At 62.6% G+C, this 21,732-nt stretch carries 21 protein-coding genes and 1 pseudogene; 6 read left to right on the forward strand and 16 right to left on the reverse strand.

Annotated elements, in window-relative coordinates; all coding sequences use genetic code 11:
• Positions 1–23 precede the first annotated feature (23 nt).
• The 3 genes and pseudogenes from CO666_RS20465 to CO666_RS20475 all read right to left on the reverse strand — a co-directional run bounded on the left by CO666_RS20465 (position 24) and on the right by CO666_RS20475 (position 2,078).
• Positions 24–575 carry a TetR/AcrR family transcriptional regulator gene (locus CO666_RS20465; RefSeq protein ID WP_097614033.1) on the reverse strand — a complete coding sequence of 184 codons (552 nt, stop codon included), beginning with the start codon at positions 573–575 and terminating at the stop codon, positions 24–26.
• A 73-nt stretch (positions 576–648) separates the two neighbouring features.
• Positions 649–1,544: pseudogene (locus CO666_RS20470) on the reverse strand (DMT family transporter).
• A gap of 72 nt (positions 1,545–1,616) precedes the next feature.
• A complete protein-coding gene (locus CO666_RS20475) occupies positions 1,617–2,078 on the reverse strand; it encodes an Lrp/AsnC family transcriptional regulator (protein ID WP_003573658.1) in 462 nt (153 codons plus the stop codon).
• Between the two features lie 156 nt (positions 2,079–2,234).
• Between CO666_RS20475 and ald the strand changes: the two genes are divergently transcribed.
• Positions 2,235–3,353, forward strand: a complete 1,119-nt coding sequence (gene ald, locus CO666_RS20480; protein WP_097614034.1) for an alanine dehydrogenase — start codon at positions 2,235–2,237, stop codon at positions 3,351–3,353.
• A 16-nt stretch (positions 3,354–3,369) separates the two neighbouring features.
• Here ald and CO666_RS20485 read toward each other — a convergent pair whose 3' ends face one another.
• The 5 genes from CO666_RS20485 to CO666_RS20505 all read right to left on the reverse strand — a co-directional run bounded on the left by CO666_RS20485 (position 3,370) and on the right by CO666_RS20505 (position 7,317).
• On the reverse strand, positions 3,370–3,879 hold the full coding sequence (locus tag CO666_RS20485) for a DUF1203 domain-containing protein (RefSeq protein WP_097614035.1): 510 nt from the start codon (positions 3,877–3,879) through the stop codon (positions 3,370–3,372).
• 202 nt (positions 3,880–4,081) lie between these two features.
• Positions 4,082–4,642, reverse strand: a complete 561-nt coding sequence (locus CO666_RS20490) for a GNAT family N-acetyltransferase (protein ID WP_097614036.1) — start codon at positions 4,640–4,642, stop codon at positions 4,082–4,084.
• 5 nt (positions 4,643–4,647) lie between these two features.
• On the reverse strand, positions 4,648–5,517 hold the full coding sequence (sseA, locus tag CO666_RS20495; RefSeq protein ID WP_097614037.1) for a 3-mercaptopyruvate sulfurtransferase: 870 nt from the start codon (positions 5,515–5,517) through the stop codon (positions 4,648–4,650).
• Between the two features lie 18 nt (positions 5,518–5,535).
• On the reverse strand, positions 5,536–6,273 hold the full coding sequence (locus tag CO666_RS20500) for an alanyl-tRNA editing protein (RefSeq protein WP_097614038.1): 738 nt from the start codon (positions 6,271–6,273) through the stop codon (positions 5,536–5,538).
• Between the two features lie 6 nt (positions 6,274–6,279).
• Positions 6,280–7,317 carry a cysteine synthase A gene (locus tag CO666_RS20505; protein ID WP_097614039.1) on the reverse strand — a complete coding sequence of 346 codons (1,038 nt, stop codon included), beginning with the start codon at positions 7,315–7,317 and terminating at the stop codon, positions 6,280–6,282.
• A gap of 226 nt (positions 7,318–7,543) precedes the next feature.
• Between CO666_RS20505 and CO666_RS20510 the strand changes: the two genes are divergently transcribed.
• Both CO666_RS20510 and CO666_RS20515 read left to right on the forward strand, forming a co-directional pair.
• Positions 7,544–8,203, forward strand: a complete 660-nt coding sequence (locus CO666_RS20510) for a ChrR family anti-sigma-E factor (RefSeq protein WP_179869732.1) — start codon at positions 7,544–7,546, stop codon at positions 8,201–8,203.
• A 100-nt stretch (positions 8,204–8,303) separates the two neighbouring features.
• Positions 8,304–9,137, forward strand: coding sequence for an SDR family NAD(P)-dependent oxidoreductase (locus CO666_RS20515; RefSeq protein ID WP_097614041.1), 834 nt, complete (start codon positions 8,304–8,306; stop codon positions 9,135–9,137).
• Here the strand turns inward: CO666_RS20515 and CO666_RS20520 are convergent, their stop codons facing one another.
• From CO666_RS20520 to CO666_RS20530, 3 genes are all read right to left on the reverse strand, one after another.
• Complete coding sequence (locus CO666_RS20520) at positions 9,138–10,397, reverse strand: SAM-dependent methyltransferase (protein WP_097614042.1); 1,260 nt, start codon at positions 10,395–10,397, stop codon at positions 9,138–9,140.
• Positions 10,398–10,573: 176 nt separating this feature from the next.
• On the reverse strand, positions 10,574–12,022 hold the full coding sequence (locus CO666_RS20525) for a cryptochrome/photolyase family protein (protein ID WP_097614089.1): 1,449 nt from the start codon (positions 12,020–12,022) through the stop codon (positions 10,574–10,576).
• Positions 12,023–12,197: 175 nt separating this feature from the next.
• Positions 12,198–12,524 carry a hypothetical protein gene (locus tag CO666_RS20530; protein ID WP_085736989.1) on the reverse strand — a complete coding sequence of 109 codons (327 nt, stop codon included), beginning with the start codon at positions 12,522–12,524 and terminating at the stop codon, positions 12,198–12,200.
• 212 nt (positions 12,525–12,736) lie between these two features.
• On the opposite strand from CO666_RS20530, the gene CO666_RS20535 reads away from it, so the two are divergent.
• Positions 12,737–13,051: a hypothetical protein gene (locus CO666_RS20535; protein ID WP_097614043.1), complete on the forward strand. Its 315-nt coding sequence runs from the start codon at positions 12,737–12,739 to the stop codon at positions 13,049–13,051.
• A 19-nt stretch (positions 13,052–13,070) separates the two neighbouring features.
• Here CO666_RS20535 and CO666_RS20540 read toward each other — a convergent pair whose 3' ends face one another.
• Complete coding sequence (locus CO666_RS20540) at positions 13,071–13,556, reverse strand: Lrp/AsnC family transcriptional regulator (protein ID WP_097614044.1); 486 nt, start codon at positions 13,554–13,556, stop codon at positions 13,071–13,073.
• A 139-nt stretch (positions 13,557–13,695) separates the two neighbouring features.
• Here CO666_RS20540 and CO666_RS20545 point away from each other — a divergent pair, with 139 nt between their 5' ends.
• Positions 13,696–14,115, forward strand: coding sequence for a DUF2000 domain-containing protein (locus tag CO666_RS20545; RefSeq protein WP_097614045.1), 420 nt, complete (start codon positions 13,696–13,698; stop codon positions 14,113–14,115).
• 124 nt (positions 14,116–14,239) lie between these two features.
• Positions 14,240–14,917 (forward strand): HAD family hydrolase, encoded by a 678-nt coding sequence (locus CO666_RS20550; protein WP_097614046.1) that lies wholly within the window; start codon positions 14,240–14,242, stop codon positions 14,915–14,917.
• A gap of 31 nt (positions 14,918–14,948) precedes the next feature.
• Here the strand turns inward: CO666_RS20550 and CO666_RS20555 are convergent, their stop codons facing one another.
• The 4 genes from CO666_RS20555 to CO666_RS20570 are packed head-to-tail and all read right to left on the reverse strand — an operon-like array spanning position 14,949 to position 21,671.
• Entirely contained in the window at positions 14,949–17,606 is a 2,658-nt protein-coding gene (locus CO666_RS20555) for a nitrate reductase (RefSeq protein ID WP_097614047.1), read from the reverse strand.
• Positions 17,607–17,957, reverse strand: coding sequence for a nitrite reductase small subunit NirD (gene nirD, locus CO666_RS20560; protein ID WP_097614048.1), 351 nt, complete (start codon positions 17,955–17,957; stop codon positions 17,607–17,609).
• A gap of 4 nt (positions 17,958–17,961) precedes the next feature.
• The gene (gene nirB, locus CO666_RS20565) at positions 17,962–20,412 is read right to left on the reverse strand and encodes a nitrite reductase large subunit NirB (protein WP_097614049.1); all 2,451 of its coding nucleotides are present in this window, start codon (positions 20,410–20,412) and stop codon (positions 17,962–17,964) included.
• Between the two features lie 17 nt (positions 20,413–20,429).
• Positions 20,430–21,671 (reverse strand): MFS transporter, encoded by a 1,242-nt coding sequence (locus CO666_RS20570; protein ID WP_097614050.1) that lies wholly within the window; start codon positions 21,669–21,671, stop codon positions 20,430–20,432.
• Between the last annotated feature and the right edge of the window lie 61 nt (positions 21,672–21,732).

Raw genomic sequence — 21,732 nt, forward strand, 5'->3', positions numbered from 1 at the left:
CCGGAGACGCCTGCATCAAGAGTTCAGGCGATACCTTCTGCCGCCAACGCCGCTCTCGCCGCGCGAAGCGCGGCGTCCGTCGCCCGATCTCGTCCCTGCAAACGTGCGGTCTGCGTCATGCCTTCGTGAAGCAGGAAAAGCGTTTCGGCGAGCCGCTCTATGTCCTTGCCGGGGACAATGCTTTGAAGGCGTATGCGAAATTCATCGGCAAGCCGCGCCTTATGGTCCAGGACGATCTCGCGAATGGCAGCGCTGTCTGGATGTTCCGCCAAGGCATTCAGGAAGAGACAGCCGGTATTGGCCACTTCACGCAACCAGTCACCCAGTCGAACGATCGGATGGAGAACATGGTCGATCCCGCCCTCCGGTCCGCCCGACAGCCAGTCGAAATAGGCTTTGTCGCGGAACTCCAGCGCTCCGACCACCATCGCTTCGCGGCTCGGAAAATACTTGTACAGCGTGCGCAACGACACGTCGGCTCCCGCCCGCAGTGCTTCGACACCCTGTTCGGCGAAACCCATCTCCGCAAACTGGCGGTCGAGATCACCGGCGATTTTCTCTTTTCTCGTCGTCATGGGAGAAAAAGTAGAGTGATCGCTCTACCGATGTGCATTGAAATGCGACACTGAACAGGACGATACGCGACGCCTATTCGACGCGCAGTGCTTCGGCGGCGGCCGTCCTGCGCCCCACCACATGCTCGCGCCAGACCGTGAAGATACCGGCTGCGACCACGATGACCGAGCCGACGATCATGTTGAAGCTCAGCGTTTCTCCATAGATCGCCATGCCGATGATGGAGGCGTAGACAAGGGACAGATAGGTCAGCGGCTGGACGGCGGCGGCATCGAGAATATCGTAGGCGCGGATCAGGAAATAATGGCTGGAAATGCTGGTCATGCAGACGAGCGCCATCCAGCCCCAGTCGCCCGGCGACATCCAGCTCCAGTAGAACGGCCCGATCAACGTCATCGTCACACCGCCGATGACGCCGGTATAGAAGAAGCTGGTCATCGACGAATCGTCGCGGCTGACGAGGCGGGTGGCGATGACATAGAAGGCGAAGTTGAAGCAGGAGGTGACGGCGAGAAGCAGCTTCACATCGAAAAATTCGCCTTCCGGCTTCAGGATCAGCAGCACCCCGAAAAGTCCGACGCCGATCGCCGCCCACCGTCGCCAGCCGACCCGCTCGCCGAGGATCGGCATTGCCAGCAGCGCGATCAGGATCGGCGTCGCGGAAAAGATCGCCTGCGAACGGGCAAGGCCGATTATCGCAAAACAGGTGATGGCCAGAACCACCTGGACCGCAGCAGCACGCCGCGCGTCACCTGCAGGAGCGGGCGTTTGGTGCGGGCCGTCGCCTTGAGGCCGCCACGCATCTTCGAGGCGAGAACGATCGTGAAAAGCGCGAAGGCCCAGTAGCGGATCATCGTCACGAAGATCGGCGGATAGGTCGATGCCAGATGTTTTGAGATCGCGTCCTGCAAGGAGAAGATGGTGATTGCCAGCAGAGCGAAAATATAGCCTTGGGTCTTCGATGTCATGACATGCCGTTGAGCGGGAAACGCCCGCGCGCGCCGAAAGTCTGGGCAGGCTTTCGAAAACTTTGCAAGGGCTCAAAGCCCGACATTCGGCTTGTCGATGATTTCTCTGAGCGCGAAGCTCGAATTGATTTTGACGACGTGGGGCAGGGCCGACAGCCAGTCGCGGTGGATGCGCTCATAGTCCTCGAGATCGCGGGCGGCGACCCTCAGGATATAATCGTATTCGCCCGACATCAGGTAACAGACGAGCACGTTGGGACAGAGCTTCACCGCTGCCTCGAATTCCGCCAGCGTCTTGGCGAACTGGCCGGAGAGCGAGATGTGCACGATGGCGATCATCTTGTAGTCGAGCGCCTTGTGCGAAAGCCGCGCATGGTAGCCATCGATGACGCCGCTTCTTTCCAGGATGTCGAGCCGGCGCGAACAGGCCGAAGGCGACAATCCGATCCTCTCGGCAAGCTCGGCATTGGTGATGCGGGCATTGGCCTGCAATGCCTTGAGAATCGCAAGATCGATGGTGTCGAGATCAGCCATTCGAAGAACCTTCGAAGAAAGAGGTGAAGAGCACAATAATCGCCGAAAAATCACCTCTTCGCAAATCGTCTTTGCAAGGACATTTCGCAGCCTTGGTGGTTGGATTCATCGTCTGAGGAGATCCGTGATAGCGGAGATGACAGGAGAGGAACGTCAATGCGTGTCGGTTGCCCGAAGGAAATCAAGAATCACGAATATCGCGTCGGCCTGACGCCGGCTTCGGTGCGCGAATATGTCGCCCACGGCCATGAGGTCTGGGTGGAGACCAAGGCGGGTGCCGGCATCGGCGCCGATGATGCCGCCTATGCCGCGGCAGGCGCGAAGATCGCTGCCTCCGCGAGGGATATCTTCGAAAAGTGCGACATGATCGTCAAGGTGAAGGAGCCGCAGTCGTCCGAATGGGCGCAGCTCCGCGACGGTCAGCTGCTCTATACCTATCTGCATCTGGCGCCCGATCCGGAACAGACCAAGGGGCTGATCGCCTCCGGCGTCACCGCGATCGCCTATGAGACGGTGACCGACGAACGCGGCGGCCTGCCGCTGCTGGCGCCGATGTCGGAGGTTGCCGGGCGCCTGTCGATCCAGGCGGGCGCGACCGCCCTGCAAAAGGCCAATGGCGGCCTCGGCGTCCTGCTCGGTGGCGTGCCCGGCGTTCTGCCGGCCAAGGTCACGGTGATCGGCGGCGGCGTCGTCGGCCTGCACGCGGCCCGGATGGCCGCCGGTCTCGGCGCCGATGTCAGCATCCTCGACAGGTCGCTGCCGCGCCTGCGCCAGCTCGACGACATCTTCGCAGGCCGTGTCCACACCCGCTATTCCAGCATCCAGGCGCTGGAAGAGGAGGTCTTCTCGGCCGATCTGATTATCGGCGCCGTGCTGATCCCGGGCGCTGCTGCGCCGAAGCTCGTTACCCGCGAGATGCTGTCCGGCATGAAGAAGGGCGCCGTCATCGTCGATGTCGCCATCGACCAGGGCGGCTGCTTCGAGACCTCGCATGCGACAACCCATTCCGATCCGACCTACGAGGTCGACGGCGTGGTGCATTATTGCGTCGCCAACATGCCGGGCGCCGTCCCCGTCACCTCGGCGCATGCGCTGAACAATGCCACGCTGGTCCATGGCCTGGCGCTTGCCGATCGCGGCCTGCGCGCCATTGCCGAAGACAAGCATCTGAGGAACGGCCTCAATGTGCACAAGGGCCGCATCACCAACAGGCCGGTCGCCGAGGCGCTCGGCTATGAGGCCTTCGCGCCGGAGAGCGTGCTCAACGTGGCGTAAGCTGCCTGACTCTAGGTCAACTTAGGGCGCCGGTGTCTGCAAGGGCCGGCGCCCTTACCTTGTCGATCCGGCACTGGAAGCAGTTGTTGCGCGCCGAGCGCACATGCACATAGGCGATATCGGGCCGTGCCAGCAGCTTTTCGCCGTAGGCCGGAATATCCGCGATCTCGGTCACCGCGCCGGTGCCGTAGACGATGCGGTCGTTCTCGCTGTAGCCGCGGACGATGAAATCGCGGCTGGTCGTCAGGACCGGCGGCATGATCTCTTCGGCGGCATAGCGTGTGCAAGCTTGCTTGTGCAGGAAGACTGGGCCGGTCTCGGCATAGGGCTGCAGCTCCGGGAAGGGCCGGTAGGCGAAGACCAGCAGCTCCTCGCCGGCATCGATATTCTGCAGGCAATGGCGGCAGGGATGGCCGGGACCATCGGAAACGATCGTCTCGGGCAGCCGGTCATAGGCGTCGCGGCCGCCGTTCCAGAGATATTCGGCGTCGGTGGTCGGCATGGCAACAAAACGAATGGCGGTCATGACAGATCTCCTTGGTGATTGTCATGAGATTGCGCCTGGGCGGGCGTTCGAGCCACCCGATTCTTGCCTGTGTCGGCTTGTCGAGATCGTCGGCTGTAAGTCCTTGGGCACGAGAGGCTTTTTCAACCGTCGCATTGAGTCATTCACCGCGCGGACGCGCGGTGAATGACTCAATGCAAGAACCGGAAAGAGCGCCAGCCCCTCAGCTTTTCCGCGCTATCTCCAGCAGTTCTTTGTCGCTCAGCGGACGCACAATCCCGGTGCCGGTGGACACCGGGGAGAAGCCGTACATCTGGTAGAGTTGCAGCGCGCGCGGGTGGTCGAGATTATTGGTGGTGGTGGTGACACGCTTCGGGTTGAGCGACCAGATGGCGTAGAGCGCCTGCAGCAGGAACCATTTGCCGATGCCGAGACCGAGCGCATGTTCGATCAGGCCGAAATGGCTGAGCTCGATCGTATCCTCGTCCTCGCAGAAATATTCATAGAAGCCGGCGGGTGCACCGTTCACATAGAGAACGCTGATATTGTTGCGCTTGTCGTTCAGTGTCTGGGCAAGCTGCTCGTCGCTCATGCGCAGCCGGTCCACCCATTGCCAGCGCGCCCCCACCTGCCGGTAGAGGTAGCGGTAGAAGGGCAGCGGGATCTGAGGTGCGCGCATGATCGCCGTCTGGATATTGACGGGCACCGGCATGCTCGCCTTCGGCGGCGCCGTCATTTCCAGCCGGGTGATGTGAGCTTTCAGCGAAGCGGGCGTCTTCCCCATGGCGATCAGGCTTTGACTGGCGTCGGCGGGCCGGTGACAACGGGCGTATCGTCACGGCTGCCCCATTCGCTCCACGAACCGTCGTAAAGCTTGTTGTCATGATGGCCGAGCGATTCCAGCGCCAGCGTGATGATCGCGGCTGTTATCCCCGAGCCGCAGGAGGTGACGACGGGCTTGGAAAGATCGATGCCGGCATCCTCGATGGTCTGGCGAAGTTCGGGCAGCGATTTGAACCGGCCCTGGTTGGCGAAGACGCCGGAAGGCAGGCTGCGGGCGCCCGGCATATGGCCGGAGCGCATGCCGGCGCGCGGCTCGGGTTCGATGGCGGCGAAACGGCCGGCGCTCCGGGCATCGGCGATCTGCATCGCGCCGCTCGAAACGATGTCGCGCATCGTGTCAAGCGTCACCACACGGCTCTCGTCAAAATCAGGCGTGAACGTCGCCGGCGCATAGCTAGGCGCCGCGGTTTCGAGCGGACGGCCCTCGGCCTTCCAGCCGTCGAGGCCGCCATCGAGCACGAAGACGTTCTTCGCACCCATCACCCGGAACAGCCACCAGACGCGCGGCGAGGCGAAGAGGCCAATGCCGTCATAGACGACGATGCGATCATTCTCGCTGATGCCGAGCTTTCCGACCTCAGCGGCGAAATAATCGGGCGAGGGGATCGTGTGCGGCAGCGACGTCGAATGATCGGCGATCTTGTCCTGATCGAAGCGGATGGCGCCAGGAATATGGCCGGCCGCATATTCGGCATCGGCATCGCGTTTTTGCGCCGGCAGATAGAAGGAGGCGTCCAGCACGCGCAGATCCGGCTTTCCGAGCTCGGCCTGCAGCCAGTCGGCCGACACCACGAAACGGCTCTTGGTCTCACTCATTATGCTCTCCCTCGATGCTCAGGCTTCGTCGCCGGGCGTGCCGAAGCGGATGCGGAAGCGCCGGTTCTCCTTGCCCTTTTTCTCGATCTTGGCGATGTGGATCTGGCCGACTTCCTGTGTTTCGGAGACATGTGTGCCGCCGCAGGGCTGGCTGTCAATCGAGGAGTTCTCGCCGATGCAGACGAGGCTGACGCGCCCGAGACCGATCGGCGGGCGCACGTTCTTCGATTTGACGATATCGGGGTTGGCGGCAAGTTCCTCGTCGGTGATCCATTGCAGATAGACCGGATGATTCTCGGCGACCAGTTCCATCAGTCTGGCCGTTACCGCGTCCTTGTCGATCGTCTCGCTCATGTCGAAGTCGACGCGGCTTTCCTCCTCGCCGACGGCAGCCCCGGTGATCGGATAGGAGCAGACGACGGACAGCAGGTGGCAGGCCGTGTGCATACGCATCAGCCTGTAGCGGCGCTGCCAGTCGACATGCAGCACCAGCTTTTCGCCGACATCAGGCCGAGGCTCGTTTTCGAGCGGTACATGGATGACGATATCCTTGCTTGGGCCGTGCTTCGTCTGGCCGAGTGCGATCTTGGTGCCGTCGGCCCGTTCGAGCGCGCCGGTGTCACCCGGCTGGCCGCCGGATGTCGCATAAAAGCAGGTCTGGTCCAGTTCGATGCCCCCGTCCTCGTGAACGGCGGTGACGACCGCCTCGCATGTCGAGAGATAGAAGTCGTCACGATAGAGGGCATTGACGGGCATGGGGTCTCACGCGGGTTCGTAGGGAACGTCGATCTCGGACGACTTGGCCATCCAGCCCGGAACGGGCAGCCCCTTCGAGCTCAGGAAATCCGGGTTGAAGAGCTTCGACTGATAGCGGTTGCCGTAGTCGCAGAGGATCGTTACCACCGTATGGCCGGGGCCGAGATCCCGGGCGAGTTTGACCGCACCGGCAATGTTGATCGCTGTCGAGCCGCCGAGGCAAAGGCCTTCGTTTTCGACGAGGTCGAAAAGATAGGGAAGCGCTTCGGCATCGGAGACCCGATAGGAGAAATCGGGCGTGAAGCCTTCGAGATTGGCGGTGATGCGGCCCTGGCCGATGCCCTCGGTGATCGAGGATCCCTCGGATTTCAGCGTGCCGTTCTGGTAGAATTCATAAAGAGCGGCGCCGTCGGGATCGGCGATGCCGATCTTGACGTCCACATTGAAAGCCTTGAGGCCGGCGGCGACACCGGCCAGCGTGCCGCCGGAGCCGACGGAGCAGATGAAGCCGTCGACCTTGCCGTCGGTATCCCTCCAGATTTCCGGGGCGGTCGTCTCGACATGCGCCTGGCGGTTGGCGACGTTGTCGAACTGGTTTGCCCAGATCGCCCCATTCGGCTCGGTTTTCGCCAGCTGCTCGGCAAGCCGCCCGGAGACCTTCACGTAATTGTTCGGGTTCTTGTAGGGAACGGCGGGCACTTCGACGAGTTCGGCGCCGAGCAGCTTCAGCGCGTCCTTCTTTTCCTGGCTCTGCGTTTCCGGGATGACGATGACGGTGCGGTAGCCGAGCGCCTTGGCGACCAGTGTCAGCCCGATGCCCGTATTGCCGGCCGTGCCTTCGACGATGACGCCGCCGGGCCGGAGCAGCCCCTTCCGCTCTGCGTCGCGGATGATGTAGAGCGCGGCGCGATCCTTCACCGACTGGCCGGGGTTCAGGAACTCCGCCTTGCCGAGAATGGTGCAGCCGGTCGCAGCCGAAGCGCCCTTGAGTTTGATCAGGGGCGTGTTGCCGATGGCTTCGAGGACGGAGGGGTGAAAGGTCATGGAATCTGCCTCTATTCGAACTCTTACTTTAGGAACGGTCTTTTCCCTTCACAAGGCTGTGTTGGCAAGAAATGCTATTCCACGCCCCTGTCGGACACGATAAAATTTGGCCTTCGTCCCCCGAAATGACGCATGGCCGGCAATCCCGCCCTGGGCGGGGTGATCCGAAGATTGACTTTCCCCGTACGGATGACGACAAAGCGAAAACGGAACGCGGCAACAGGGCGTGACCGAAACAGACATGGTTCACGAGCAGATCGACACGATCGATGCATTGATGGCGCGTTATGTTGCCGGCTCCTTGCCCGCGCCGGCGCGTGTACTGGTGCAGGCCCATCTCGAAATGAAGCCGGACAATCGCAGCCTGGTGCACAGCCTCGAGCTGCTGGCAGGCGAAGCCCTGGAAAGCGTGCCTGCAGCCGCCATTGCCGACCGCGACCGGCGGCTTGCGGCGATCTTTGCCTCCGATTCTCCGCTCATGGAGCCTGCTGCGATCAAGCGGCCGGAACATACCCTGTTTCCCCGGGCATTGCGCGATTTCGTCGGTTTCGAGGCCGAGGATGTGCCCTGGCGCACGCGGCTGCCGGGCTTCAGGGAGTATCCGCTCGACATGGACGGCTGCGAGGTCAATCTGATGTGGATCCGTCCGGGCCGCGCCTTGCCGGCGCACACCCATAAAGGCATGGAACTGATCCTCATCCTCGACGGCGCCTTCAACGACGAGCGCGGCCGTTTCGGCCCCGGCGACATCTCCATTGCCGACGAGACGATCGACCACCGGCCGGTCGCCGAAAAGGACAGGCCTTGCATCGCCTTTGCCGTTTCGGATGGGCCGGTCAGGCTGACGGGATCCTTTCGTCAGATGATCGGCGACCTGATCGGCTGAAAGCAGCCACAATGGTGTGATAGAGCCATAAATCCGGGAGGAGCAGAGGAACTTCCGGACCTGTTTTCGTGTTGGCAAGGCAGAGCAGGAGGAACATGTCATGCATGATTTCATCGCCCGTCCCGAACATGGAGTCGTCTGGATCACCGGGGCAAGCTCGGGTATCGGCCGGGCGCTTGCGCTGAAGCTCGCGGCCGAAGGATACAAGGTCGCGGTCACCGCCAGAAGTCACGAAAAGCTGGTCGAACTGCAGGCCGAGGCTCGCGGCCTTTCGGGCAGCATCGTCGTTCTCGACGGCGACGTTACCGATGCCGAGGACATGGAACATGTCATGGCCTCCATCGAATACGAACACGGCACGCTCGCCATGGCGATCCTCAATGCCGGCGTCTATCTGCCTGTTCACGCGGAAGACCTGAACCGCGCCGATTTCGACAAAAGCTTCGCCGTCAATCTTTCCGGCGTCGTCAACTGCCTGCTGCCGGCGATCGGCCATATGAAGGAAAAAGGGCAGGGACAGATCGCCATCGTCTCCTGCGTCACCGGTTATGGCGGCCTGCCGACGGGTGCGGCCTATGGCGCCACCAAGGCGGCGTTGATCAATATGGCCGAAAGCCTGAAATTCGATCTCGACAAGATCGGCATCCGCATTCAGCTCGTCAGCCCGGGTTTTGTCGATACGCCGGCGGCTGGCAAGAACGCCTTTCCAATGACATCAGTGATATCGGTCGAGGCGGCGGCCCGGCAGATTGCCGCCGGGCTGAAATCGCAGGCCTTCGAGATCACCTTCCCCCGGCGCTTCACCACCATGCTGAAACTCGCACGCCTGCTTCCCTATGGCGCTTATTTCCCGCTGATGAGCCGCGTCACCGGCTGGCGCGAGCGGCCGCCATCGGCTGGTCACCATCCGGCGACACCGCATCCGGCGGAATGATCAGCTGCGCGAGAACACGACCTGGCGCACATCGATATTGCGGGCGCGGAAGCCGGCTTCGCAATAGAACAGATAGAATTCCCAGAGCCGTTTGAAACGCTCGTCGAAGCCCATCGGGCGGATGCGTTCCCAGACCGACCAGAAGCGCTCGCGCCATTCGGCCAGCGTCCGGGCATAGTCGAGCCCGAAGCTGAAGTCTCTGACCAGTGACAGATCGACCTTGCCGGCGAGTTCGGCCAGATGATTGCGCGTCGGCAGCATGCCGCCGGGAAAGACATATTTCTGGATGAAGTCAGGATTGCTGCGATACTGGTCGAAGGACTCGGGTTTGATCGTGATGATCTGCAGGCCGGCCTTGCCGCCGGGTTTCAGACATTGGCGGAGCTTGGAGAAATAGGACGGCCAGTATTTCTCGCCGACCGCTTCGAACATTTCGATCGAGACGATCCTGTCGTAGAGCCCGGTCTCGTCGCGGTAATCCTGGAAACGGAATTCGACGCGGTCGCCGAGACCGGCCTTGCGGATGCGCTCCTCGGCAAAAGCGAGCTGTTCGCGACTGATCGTCAGGCCCGTCACCTTGCAGTTCAATTCGCCGGCGGCGAATTCGGCAAAACCGCCCCAGCCACAGCCGATTTCCAGCACGTGATCCCCGGGCCCGATGCCGGTCGCTTCGGCGAGTGCGCGGTATTTGGCGTTCTGCGCCGATTGCAGGTCGTTGGCTCCTGTGGAGTAGAGGGCTGAGGAATAGGTCATGCTCGGATCGAGCCATTGCCTGTAGAAATCATTGCCGAGATCGTAATGGGCGGAGATGTTGCGCTTCGAGCCCGTCCTGGTATTGGCGTTCATCCAGTGGCGCACACGCTCGAAGAGGCGGCCGATACCGCTTTTGCCATGCGCATAGCTGAACGCGGCCTCGCCGTTGACGAGGAAGAGTTCGAGGAAGGCGGTGGTGTCGGGGCTATCCCAGTCGCCGTCCATATAGGTCTCGGCGACCCCGATCGTGCCGCTCGTCAGCGCCCGATAGGCAAGGTTCCAGTTGTGGAGGCTGAGCGCCGCTTTTGGCCCGGCCTTCTGGCCCTCGACCAGCAGCCTGCGGCCATCGGGGAGAGTCACGGCAAGCGAACCGTGCTGCATGTGCAGAAGTCCGCGCAGCGCCAGCTTTGCCTTGAAGGGCAGGCCCTTCACCATGCGGGACATGTTTTCGGCCGTCAGCGTCACCGCATCGCGAGCCAGCAGATTCCAATCCTGCGCCTTGCTCATCTCTCCTCCTCCCGCATTTTCCTGCCGGTTAGGGACGACGAAGCACCCGTTATGATATGCGCGGCCGCCCCCTCGGCCATTGCATCGAAGGCTACTGCATAATTGCCAAAATCGGAACCGATTTAAGAGACGATCATAAGAGCAGTTGAATGTGTTTCAGCACTGGATGCGCGCGTTCATGCGGCACCCCTCGTGGCGTTGTAGGCGGCGAGCGCCCGGTTGCGCGCGCTGGCATGGTCGACGATCGGTTTCGGATAGGTCTGGCCAAGCGTGACGCCGGCGGCCTCGAGCATGCTCTTCGGCGCCTCGAACGGCCGGTGGACGTATTTCGCCCCGAGGTCTTGAAGCTCCGGCACATGAGCTTTGACATAACAGCCTTCGGGATCGAAGGTCTGGCCCTGCAGCACCGGATTGAAGATCCGGAAGAATGGTGAGGCATCGGCGCCCGAACCCGCCACCCATTGCCAGCTTGCCGCGTTGTTGGCGGGGTCGGCATCGACGAGCGTATCGCGAAACCAGGCTTCGCCCCGGCGCCAGTCGATCATCAGATCCTTGATGAGGAAGGAGGCGACGATCATCCGCACGCGATTGTGCATCCACCCGTGGCGCCAAAGCTGGCGCATGCCGGCATCGACGATCGGGTAGCCGGTCAGACCCCGGCGCCACGCCTCGAAATCGTCATCGTCATTGCGCCATTCGAAGCCGTCGAAACGATCGTTCCAATTGTCCGAGGCAAGGCGCGGGAAATGGAAAAGCAGGTGATAGGAGAATTCGCGCCAGGCGATCTCCTTGCGGAAATGCACAATGTCGGCCGTCGGCACCCGTTTCGACAGACCGCGGGTCGCGTCCCAGATGCGGGCAGGGGAGATCTCGCCGAGCGCCAGATGCGGCGACAGCATCGATGTCGCCAGCTTTGCCGGATAGTCGCGGGCTTCCTTATAGCCGTCGAGCCTGTCCTCGACGAAGGAACGGAGCTTTTCCCGCGCGCCCTGTTCGCCCGGCGTCCAGAGGTCGCCAAAATCCCTCGCCCAATCCGGCTTCCTCGGCAGCAGTTTCCAGCTCTCCAGCCTTTCCGATTTCGTAAGCGGCGATGCCAGCCGCAGTTTCGCCGGCGCCTCCAGCGGCGGCTCCGGTTCGCCGGCGCCCTCCAGTGCACGCCAGAACGGCGTGTAGACTCGATAGGGGGTACCGCTGCCGGTCAGCAGCCGGGAAGGTTCGTGCAGCAACTGGCCGCCGAAGCTTCTCACCTCGATCGCCTGATTTTCCAGTTCGTGGCTGACACGGATGTCGATGGCAGCGCCGGATGGATCGTAGCGCCGGTTCCAGAAGACGGCTTCCGCACCGCTCTCCCGGATGATGGCGCCAAGCACCTCGAGCGCCTCGCCGCTGGCAAGCACCAGCCGTCCCTGCCGCTTGCGCAGCGACCCGTCGAGCGCTTCCAGCGAATGATGCAGCCACCATGCCTGCGCGGCGCCGAGCGCACCGGTATGTGCCGCGGGCTCTTTGATATAGAGAGGGATGATCGGCCGCCCGGAGAGATCGGCTGCCTTGAGCGCCTGGTTGTCATCAAGGCGCAAATCCTTGCGAAACCACAGAATGACCGGTTTTGCCGCGTCCTTTGCCAATGAGACCATTCCCTTGCTGTTTTTCAAGCTGCTACGGATGGACTGAAAGCCCGGATCAAAAGTTTCGCCCGGGAAACGTTCATTGCCGTTGCTACATGAAAAAGGGCCGGTGTGAACCGGCCTTTTCCAAGCGTGGCGCACTTTGCGCGACATGCTTTGAAGCGAAGACTGCCTGTCAGTTGTCGTATTCGCGGCAGGCTTCACTGATCGAGGCGCCGCTTTCGCCGCCGCGTGTATCGACGCCCGACCTCTGCTGCGGCATGCCCGGGCATTCCATCGTTTGCGGCTGACCGATGCTCTGTGTCGTCATCGGATCGACCGGAGCGACGCGCACCGGATACATGCCATTGTCACTGTTGGTGTAATCGGATGAATAATTACCCGAACTCGGATCGGTCGAGCCGCCGTTGGTCGGCCCGATCGGATCGGGGTTCGACTGGGCAAAAGCCGACGATGCCATGCCGATCGCCAGCAGCGAGGCGGCGATAAGGGATTTGGTCATGAGGATATCCTCCTTTGATTTTCACCTTGGATGACCTTGGGGTAACCGCCTGCGGGAATCATTGTTCCGAAAGTTGTAGAAAAACTGCCGGCACGCTTCGGCGTTGTCGCCATGGTTACGCATAAACCTTAACAGCCGAAGCCGCTGGATCGTCGCTGCCGCCTGCCTTAGTGGCGTGGTGAAACGCTAAAAATCAGCAGCATGAGGCCGCTATGTTCGTTTCCCCGCGCGAGGCCGCAGATCTCGTTCTCCAGATTGCCCTTGCGCTCGCATTGACGGCAGGCGGCATGGCGATCGCGTCCTCCGCCATGGGTGGCGAGAAGGCCGGCATAGCGGTGATCGACGTCAGCCGCCCCTCGTTATGGACAGCCGTTCCGACGCGCATCGACCCGACGACACAGGCCTATCTGCGCGCCGACGTTGCCGCCGAGCTGAAACTGGCCGGCGGCCGCGATGCACCGTGCCACGATCAGATTGGCCTGCGCCTCTCCTGCGATCTGATCGCCACCGGCAGCACAGCCTTTTAGATGACGGAGTCTCAGCGCGTCAGCGCGAACGACCGGTGGCCGATAGCTGCACGGGCAGGATCGTCGATGCCTTGATGTCCTTCAGCACGAACATCGTATGCATCTCCTTGATGCCGGGCAGGCGGCGGATCACCGTCATGGCGAATTCGGCATAGTTGTCGAGATGGGTCGCCACCACCTGCAGCAGGAAATCAGCCTCGCCGGCGACGGAATAGCAGGCGATGACCGCTTCAAGCTCGCCGACCTCGCGCTCGAAGCGCTCGGCCTCGTCATGGGAATGCGTATCGATCTGCACACGCACGAAGGCGAGGACACCGAGGCCGACGGCGCGCCGGTCGACGAGGGCTTGATAGCCGCGGATGACACCGGATTCTTCGAGCCGCTTCACGCGGCGCCAGCAGGGCGAGGTCGACATCCCCACGCGTTCCGCCAGCTCCTGGTTGGTTAGCCGTCCTTCGCTCTGCAGCGCCTTCAATATGCGGATATCTCCCGGCTCGAATTCCATTGTGGGTGAGTCCTTTCTATTTTTATCGATGCAAGGGTAGATCCTACCAAAACAGTACGTGAGGCGACAGGAATAGGCAGGATATTTCCCTGGCTTTCGATAGGCTGGGGGAGGTCGAACCAGGAATGGAGAATGAGGGATGACGGGTGAGGACTGGCGTGTCGCGGTGATTGTCGAGCCGGGTCTGCCGGCCGGCGAACTTGCCAATACCGTCGCCGTGCTGTCGATCGGCCTTGGCGCTGCTGTCCCCGCGCTTGCCGGTGCGCGGCTGAGCGACCAGGCCGGCCGGATATTTCATGTCAGCGCCAACAGGCCGGTGCCGGTGTTGCAGGCGGCGGCCGCCGATCTGAGATCGCTGTTGCTGAAGGCCTTGCCGACGCCTGACGGCGCCTTCGTCGTGCCGTTCCCGCGTTTTGCCCGCGCCTTGCACGTCTATACCGATTACGAGGCTTCGATACCGGAACGCGACCTGTCTGCGGAAATTATAGACGGCGTCGGCCTCGCCGGTCCGACGAAGTGGATCCGCTCGCTGACGGGCTCGCTGAAGCTGCTGCGTTGATGGATATCACCGAATGGAGACATGACGGGTATCTCTGGGCCGAAGCTTGCAAAAGGCAATGATTTGCCGTTTGATCGGACGCTAGCGACAACCATCCGATGCTCTTCCCAAAAGGATTCCGCCTTTGTCCCTGCCGATGCCCCGCGGCTTCGAGAAGCCTTATGCCGCCTTCCTGTTCGATATGGACGGCACCATCCTCAATTCGCTCCGTGCGGCCGAGCGTGTCTGGAGCGACTGGGCGAGGCGTCATGGGCTCGATGTCGCCACCTTCCTGCCGAAGATGCATGGATCGCGCGGCATCGACACGATCGCCCGGCTGAACCTGCCCGGCGTCGATCCCGAGCATGAATCCCGGCTGGTGACCGAGGCCGAAATCGCCGATGTCGGCGATGTCGTTGCCATCCCGGGTGCCGCGGCCTTTCTGAGTGCACTGCCGCCGGATCGCTGGGCGATCGTCACGTCTTCGCCGCTGCGTCTTGCCCATCGGCGGCTGGAGGCGGCAGGCCTGCCGCTGCCGAAATTCATGGTGACGGCGGAGGACGTCAAGGTCGGAAAACCCGATCCGCAATGTTACATTCTCGGCGCCGAACGCCTTGGCGTCAGCACGCAGGATTGTCTGGTGTTCGAGGATGTCAAAGCCGGCATCACGGCCGGCGAGGCGGCCGGCGCCGATGTCATGGTCGTGACCGCAACCCATCACGACAAGATGGAAACGTCGCATCCGACCCTCTCATCCTATGATGAGATTTCGCTCCGCATCTCCGCCGACCGCAAAATGCTGATCGTTCCCGCCGCGGCCTGACGCCGGTCCGGCCGCGTCGTCTTCTATGCTTTTACTCCGCGGCGGCAGCCAGACAGCGATCGATGATCCGGCCGATTTCGCTGCGGCAGGAGCCGCAATTGGTTCCGGCGCTGGTTTCCTTGCCGACCGCCTCGACGCTGTGGCATCCGCCGCGCACGGCGGCGGCGATCTGGTTGACCCCGACACTGAAGCAGGAGCAGACGGTGGCGCCCGGATCCGGCCTGCCGGCGCCGGGACGGCCTGCGACAAGCGCAAAGCGTTTCCGCAGATCGCCGTGCGAGGTGGTAAGCTGCGAGATCGCCCAGTTGCGCGCGACGGCAACCGGCTCGCGGGCGAGGAACAGTGCGGCCAGCAGGGTCTCGCCGTCGAAGAAGGCGAGCCTGAGGTCGCCGGATTGCCGGTCGGCATAACCGAGCGGCTCGATTTCGTCTGGAATGGCGAAAACCGCCCGGCACCAAGCCGTCCAGTCTTCCACCGCCTCGGTGAAGGCAAGCTCCAGCCGCCAGCCGCCATCGGCTTTCGCCAGCGCCCAATAGGCCGCGTCAGGTGTTGCCGGTTTTGTCGCCGAGACGGCGAAGCCGTAATGCGTGGCGCGGAAGGGGCGAATGGCGACGGCGACGTTCTTCGACGCCGGCTGGCCGGAAAAGGGGTCGGTGATCGGCGCGACCACGGCGTCGATCCGCGCTTTTGCCGCGAACTGGTCGTTCCAGTGCATCGGCGCAAAGATGCCGCCGCGCGCCTGGCGATCGGTCACCAGCGCCCGGACGATCGCCTTGCCGTGGGGGCTGTCGATCTCGACGAGGCCGGCGCTTGATATGCCGGTTTCGATCGCGTCGCGCGGATGGATCTCGGCGAAGGGTTCGGCGATATGGGCGGAAAGCCGCGCGCTCTTTCCGGTTCGCGTCATCGTGTGCCACTGGTCGCGGATGCGCCCGGTATTCAGCGTGAAGGGGAAGTCGGCATTGGTGCGGTTCGTTTCGGGCGGTTTGACCGCGACGAAGCGCGCCTTGCCATCGGCATGGTAGAAGCCGCCCTCGGCGAAGAAGCGGGTGACGCCGGGCTCGGTCCCTGCCGCCTGCGGCCACTGGAAGGGCGACAGCGTGTCATAGGCGACACCTGTCATGCCGACACGCGCGCCGATGTCGAAATCACGGCTGCCGTTATTTTCGAAGGCGGAAAGGGCGGCATGTTCGGAGAAAATCGCCGCCGGCGCGTCGAAATCGAAAGCGGCGGCAAAACCCATCCGGCGTCCGACCTCGGCAAGCTGCCACCAGTCGGCCTTTGCATCGCCGGGGAGATCGAGAAACGGCCGCTGCCGTGAAATGCGCCGTTCGGAATTGGTGACGGTTCCGTCCTTCTCGCCCCAGCCGAGCGAGGGCAGAAGCACATCTGCGTGCCGGGTCGTATCCGTCTCTTTGAGGATGTCCGAGACGACGACGAAGGGACAGGCGGCGATCGCGCTTTCGACGCTGTCGGCATCCGGCATCGAGACGACGGGATTGGTCGCCATGATCCAGAGCGCCTTGATGCGCCCGTCGGCCACGGCGTGGAACATGTCGACCGCCTTCAGGCCGGGTTTGGCGGCGATGACGGGCGAGTTCCAGAAGCGCTGCACGCGGTCGCGATCGTCGGCATTTTCGATTGCCATATGGGCTGCCAGCATATTGGCAAGGCCGCCGACCTCGCGCCCGCCCATGGCGTTCGGCTGGCCGGTCAGCGAGAACGGCCCCATGCCCGGACGGCCGATGCGGCCGGTCGCCAGATGGCAGTTGAGGATGGCATTGACCTTGTCGGTGCCGGAGGAGGACTGGTTGACGCCCTGGCTGTAGCAGGTCACGACCTTAGGCGTTGTCTCGAACAGGCGGAAGAATTCCCGGATCTGCATGGCCGGCAGGCCGGTGCGTTCCAGGAGATCGTTGATATCAAGGGCAGCGGCTGCCGCAAAAGCTTCGCCGAAACCTTCCGTATGGGCGGCGATATAATTCTGGTCGATCGCCGGGCTTGTCGCGAGATGGGCAAGCAGTCCCATGAACAGCGCCACGTCGCCGTCCGGGCGGATTGCCAGATGCAGGTCGGCGATATCGCATGTCATCGTCCGGCGCGGATCGATGACGACGATGCGCATGTTGGGCCGCGCCGTCTTTGCGGCGGCCAGCCGCTGGTAGATGACGGGATGACACCAGGCAAGGTTGGAGCCGGTCAGGATCACCAGATCCGCAAGCTCGATATCCTCATAGGTCCCCGGCACCGTATCGGCGCCGAAGGCGCGGCGATGCCCCGCCACCGAGGAGGACATGCAGAGCCTCGAATTGGTGTCGATATTGGCCGAGCCGATGAAGCCCTTCATCAGCTTGTTGGCGAGATAATAATCCTCGGTCAGCAACTGGCCCGAGACATAGAAGGCAACGGAATCTGGCCCGTGTTCGGCGATCGTTTCGGAGAAGCGCCGGGCGACCAGGTCAAGCGCCTCGTCCCAGCCGCTGCGCGCGCCTGAGATTTCCGGGTAGAGAAGCCGGCCGTCGAGATCGATGGTTTCGGCAAGCGCCGACCCTTTCGAGCAGAGCCGGCCGAAATTCGACGGATGCTCGGGATCGCCCTTGACGCTGACGGTTCCGGCCTCGTCGACCGTGGCGATAACGCCGCAGCCGACACCGCAATAGGGACAGGTGGTCTTGACCTCAGCTGCCATCTATTCCGCCGCCATCATCAGGCTTTCGAGCGCGATGTAGAGGGCGCCGTCCTCGTTGCGGACCGGTATGGTCCGCACCTCGCCCTGGTCGGCGCCGAGCGCCTTGCCGGTTTCGAGAGAGATCACCCAATTGTGCAGCGGGCAGGTGACGGCCTTGGCATGCACGATGCCCTGGGAGAGCGGACCGCCCTTGTGCGGGCAGTGATCCTCGATGGCGAAGACCTCGTTCTCGGCCGTGCGGAAGACGGCGATCTTGCCCTGCGGCGTCTTCACGCAGCGTGCACCGCGCAAGGGGATGTCGGAGATGTCGCCGATCGGATGCCAGTTTTCATTGGGCCAGTTCATGTCCATCTCCTTACTCGGCTGCCTGCGGATAGCCGATCGTCGCCATCGGCTTGAACTCATGCTTGTCCTTGCCGGAAACACGCTCCGACCAGGGATCGACCTGGGCAAATTTCTGGCTGAAGACGAAGCGCTCGTAATAGGCCTGGCGCTTTTCGGGATCACCCATGATCTGACGGCGGATTTCCTCCAGGCCGATACGCTTGGCCCATTTGTAAATGCGCTCGAGATAGCGGGCCTGCTCGCGGTACATCTGCGTCAGCGCCACGATATGCTCCAGCGCCTCGTCCTCGGTTTTCACGAGGCCGAGCACTTCGGTGCCCTTGATGTCGAGACCGGCCGCTCCGGCGAAATGGATCTCGAAACCGGAATCCACGCAGATCACGCCGATATCCTTGCAGGTTGCTTCGGCGCAGTTGCGCGGGCAGCCGGAGACGGCCATCTTCAGCTTGGCCGGCGTCCAGGAGCCCCACATGAACTTCTCGATGCGGATGCCGAGACCGGTGGAATCCTGCGTGCCGAAGCGGCACCAGTCCGAACCCACGCAGGTCTTCACCGTGCGCAGACCCTTGGCATAAGCCTGGCCGGAGACGAAGCCGGCCTTGCCGAGATCGGCCCAGACGGCCGGCAGGTCTTCCTTCTCGATGCCGAGCAGGTCGATGCGCTGGCCTCCGGTCACCTTCACCATCGGGATCTCGAACTTGTCGACGACATCGGCGATGGCGCGCAGCTCGTTCGAATTGGTGACGCCGCCCCACATGCGCGGCACGACGGAGTAGGTGCCGTCCTTCTGGATGTTGGCATGGACGCGCTCATTGATGAAGCGCGACTGGTAGTCGTCGGCATATTCGTCCGGCCAGTCGCAGACGAGGTAATAGTTGAGCGCCGGCCGACATTTGGCGCAGCCGCAGGAGGTCTTCCATTCGAGTTCCTGCATGACGGCAGGGATGCTCTTCAGGCCCTTGGCCTTGATCAGGCGGCGGACGTCGTCATGGCCGAGTTCGGTGCAGGTGCACATCGGCTGAACGGCAGCCGGATTGTAGCTGTCGCCGAGGGTGAGCGTCATGAGTTGTTCGACGAGGCCGGTGCAGGAGCCACACGAGGCGGATGCCTTCGTGTGGGCGCGCACGTCGTCGAGCGACGTCAGTCCCTTAGAGGTGATCGTCGAGGTGATTTTGCCCTTGCATACGCCGTTGCAGCCACAGATCTCCGCGTCATCCGGCAAGGCTGCAACGGCCGCCATAGGGTCCAGCGGCGACCCTCCCTGATAGGCCTGTCCGAAGATCAGCGTCTCGCGCATCTCCGAAATATCGGTCGCTTTCTTTTTCAGGTCGTTGAACCAGGCGCCGTCGGCGGTTTCGCCGTAAAGCACGGTGCCGATGATCTTGTTGTCCTTCAGCACCAGGCGCTTGTAGACCCCTGCTGAGGCATCGCGCAGCACGATCTCCTCGCGATCGTCCCCGTCGGCGAAATCGCCGAGCGAATAGAGTTCGATGCCGGTGACCTTGAGCTTGGTCGGCGTGTCGGCGTGAACGAAAGCCGGCGAGCGATCGTCGCTCAGATGTGCTGCAGCGATCCGGGCCATTTCATAGAGCGGCGCAACGAGACCGTAGACCATGCCGCCCACTTCGGCGCATTCGCCGAGCGCGAAGATGTCGCCGTCCGAGGTCTGCATGCCAGCATCGACGACGATGCCGCGATTGACCGCCAGGCCGGCATCCTTCGCCAGGCCGACACTCGGACGAATGCCGACGGCCATGACGACGAGGGTTGCCGGGATGATGCGGCCGTCGTCGAGCTCGATACCCTCGACCTTGCCGTTGCCGATAATCGCCTTGGTATTGGCCTTGCAGATGACCTTGATGCCGCGTTCTTCGACCGCCTTCTGCAAGAGATAACCGGCGGCAGGATCGAGCTGGCGCTCCATCAGCGTCGGCATGACGTGCAGGACGGTGACGTCCATGCCGCGTTGGGCAAGACCGGCCGCCGCTTCGAGCCCGAGCAGGCCGCCGCCGATGACGACGGCCTTTTCGCGCGACTGGGCGGCAAGCAGCATGGCCTGCACGTCGTCGAGGTCGCGATAGGTGATGACGCCGGGCAGATCCTTGCCGGGAACCGGGATGATGAAGGGCACGGAACCGGTGGCAATCACCAGCTTGTCGTAGCTTTCGGTGACGCCGTGGTCTGACGTGACGGTCTTGGCTTCACGATCGATGTTGACGATCTTGTGGCCCTTGTAGAGCATGATGCCGTGCTTGATATACCAGCCGTCACCGTGAATGATGATCTGCTCGTAGTCCTTTTCGCCGGAGAGAACCGGCGACAGCATGATGCGGTCGTAATTGACGCGCGGCTCCGCGTTGAAGATCGTGACTTCATAACGTCCGGGTGCCCGCTCGAGGAGGTGCTCCAGCATGCGCCCGGGCGCCATGCCATTGCCGATGATGACGAGTTTTTCGGTCATATTTGAAGGTCCTTGGATCAGGTTGCAGCCACGGGCGTCGAGTGGCCCTGGCGCGACAGTTGCTTGACGGACAGGTGCATCCAGACGAGCGAGATCGCGACGATCGCGAAAAGCAGCAGGAAGCAGCTGGACCAAAGGCCGGTCATGTCCTTGAGAAGGCCGAAGGCGATCGGCAGGATGAAGCCGCCGAGACCGCCCATCATCCCGACGATGCCGCCGACGGCGCCGACGCTTTCGGGGTAATAGGCCGGAATGTGCTTGTAGACGGCGGCCTTGCCGAGGCTCATGAAGAAGCCGAGCACGAAGATGACGACGATGAAGATGACGGGCGTGATGGTGGCGGCCGGCAGCGACAGAACGAGGGTGGCCACGGCCGAGACCGTAAACATCGTATACATCACGCTGCGCGCGCCCTTCTTGTCCGACAGAACGCCGCCGAAGGCCCGGAAGATGCTGCCCGGGATAGAGTAGGCGGCGGCGACCATGCCGGCAGTTTCCAGGTTGAAGCCATAGACGCCGACCAGATAGCGCGGCAGCCACAGAGACAGGGCGACGAAGCCGCCGAAGGCGAAGAAATAATAGAGCGAGAAGCGCCAGACCTGGACGTTCTGCAGCGGCGCGAATTCCTGGGCCAGACTTTTGGAGGCAGTGCCGCGCTCGCGGCGAAGGCGGAAGGCCGGATCATCTGTCGTGGTGAACCAGAAGACGATGGCCATCAGCGCCAGACAGACGGCCCAGATCTCCGCGACCGCCTGCCAGCCCCAGGCGAGCAGGACGAAGGGGGCGGCGAATTTGGTCACGGCCGCGCCGACATTGCCGGCGCCGAAAATGCCAAGCGCCGTTCCCTGCTTTTCCGCCGGGAAGAACGGTGAGACATAGGCGACGCCGACCGCAAAGGAGCCGCCGGCAAGCCCGACGCCGAGGCCGGCGATCAGCATCTGCGTATAGGTATGGGCGTAGGAGAGCAGAAAGGTCGCCACTGCGGCAGCAAGCATCGTCAGCGTGTAAACGAGACGGCCGCCATAACGACCCGTCCAGATGCCGAGCACGATGCGTACGAGCGAACCGGTCAGAACCGGGGTGCCCACAAGCAGTCCGAACTCGGCCTCGTTCAGGTTGAGCTCCTGCTTGATGCGGACACCGATGATCGCAAAGATCGTCCAGACGGCGAAACAGAGGGTGAAGGCGACCGTGGAGATCCACAGTGCTTTGGCTGGTTCGCCGGCAGACATGGGCGGCACTTTCTCGATGACAGACATGGCTTCTCCGTGGCCCGACAAAGGTCGCGCCGATCCATCGCTGGGGGTTAAAAACGAAAAG

It is taken from the genome of Rhizobium chutanense (assembly GCF_002531935.1).
Taxonomy (GTDB): Bacteria; Pseudomonadota; Alphaproteobacteria; order Rhizobiales; family Rhizobiaceae; genus Rhizobium; species Rhizobium chutanense.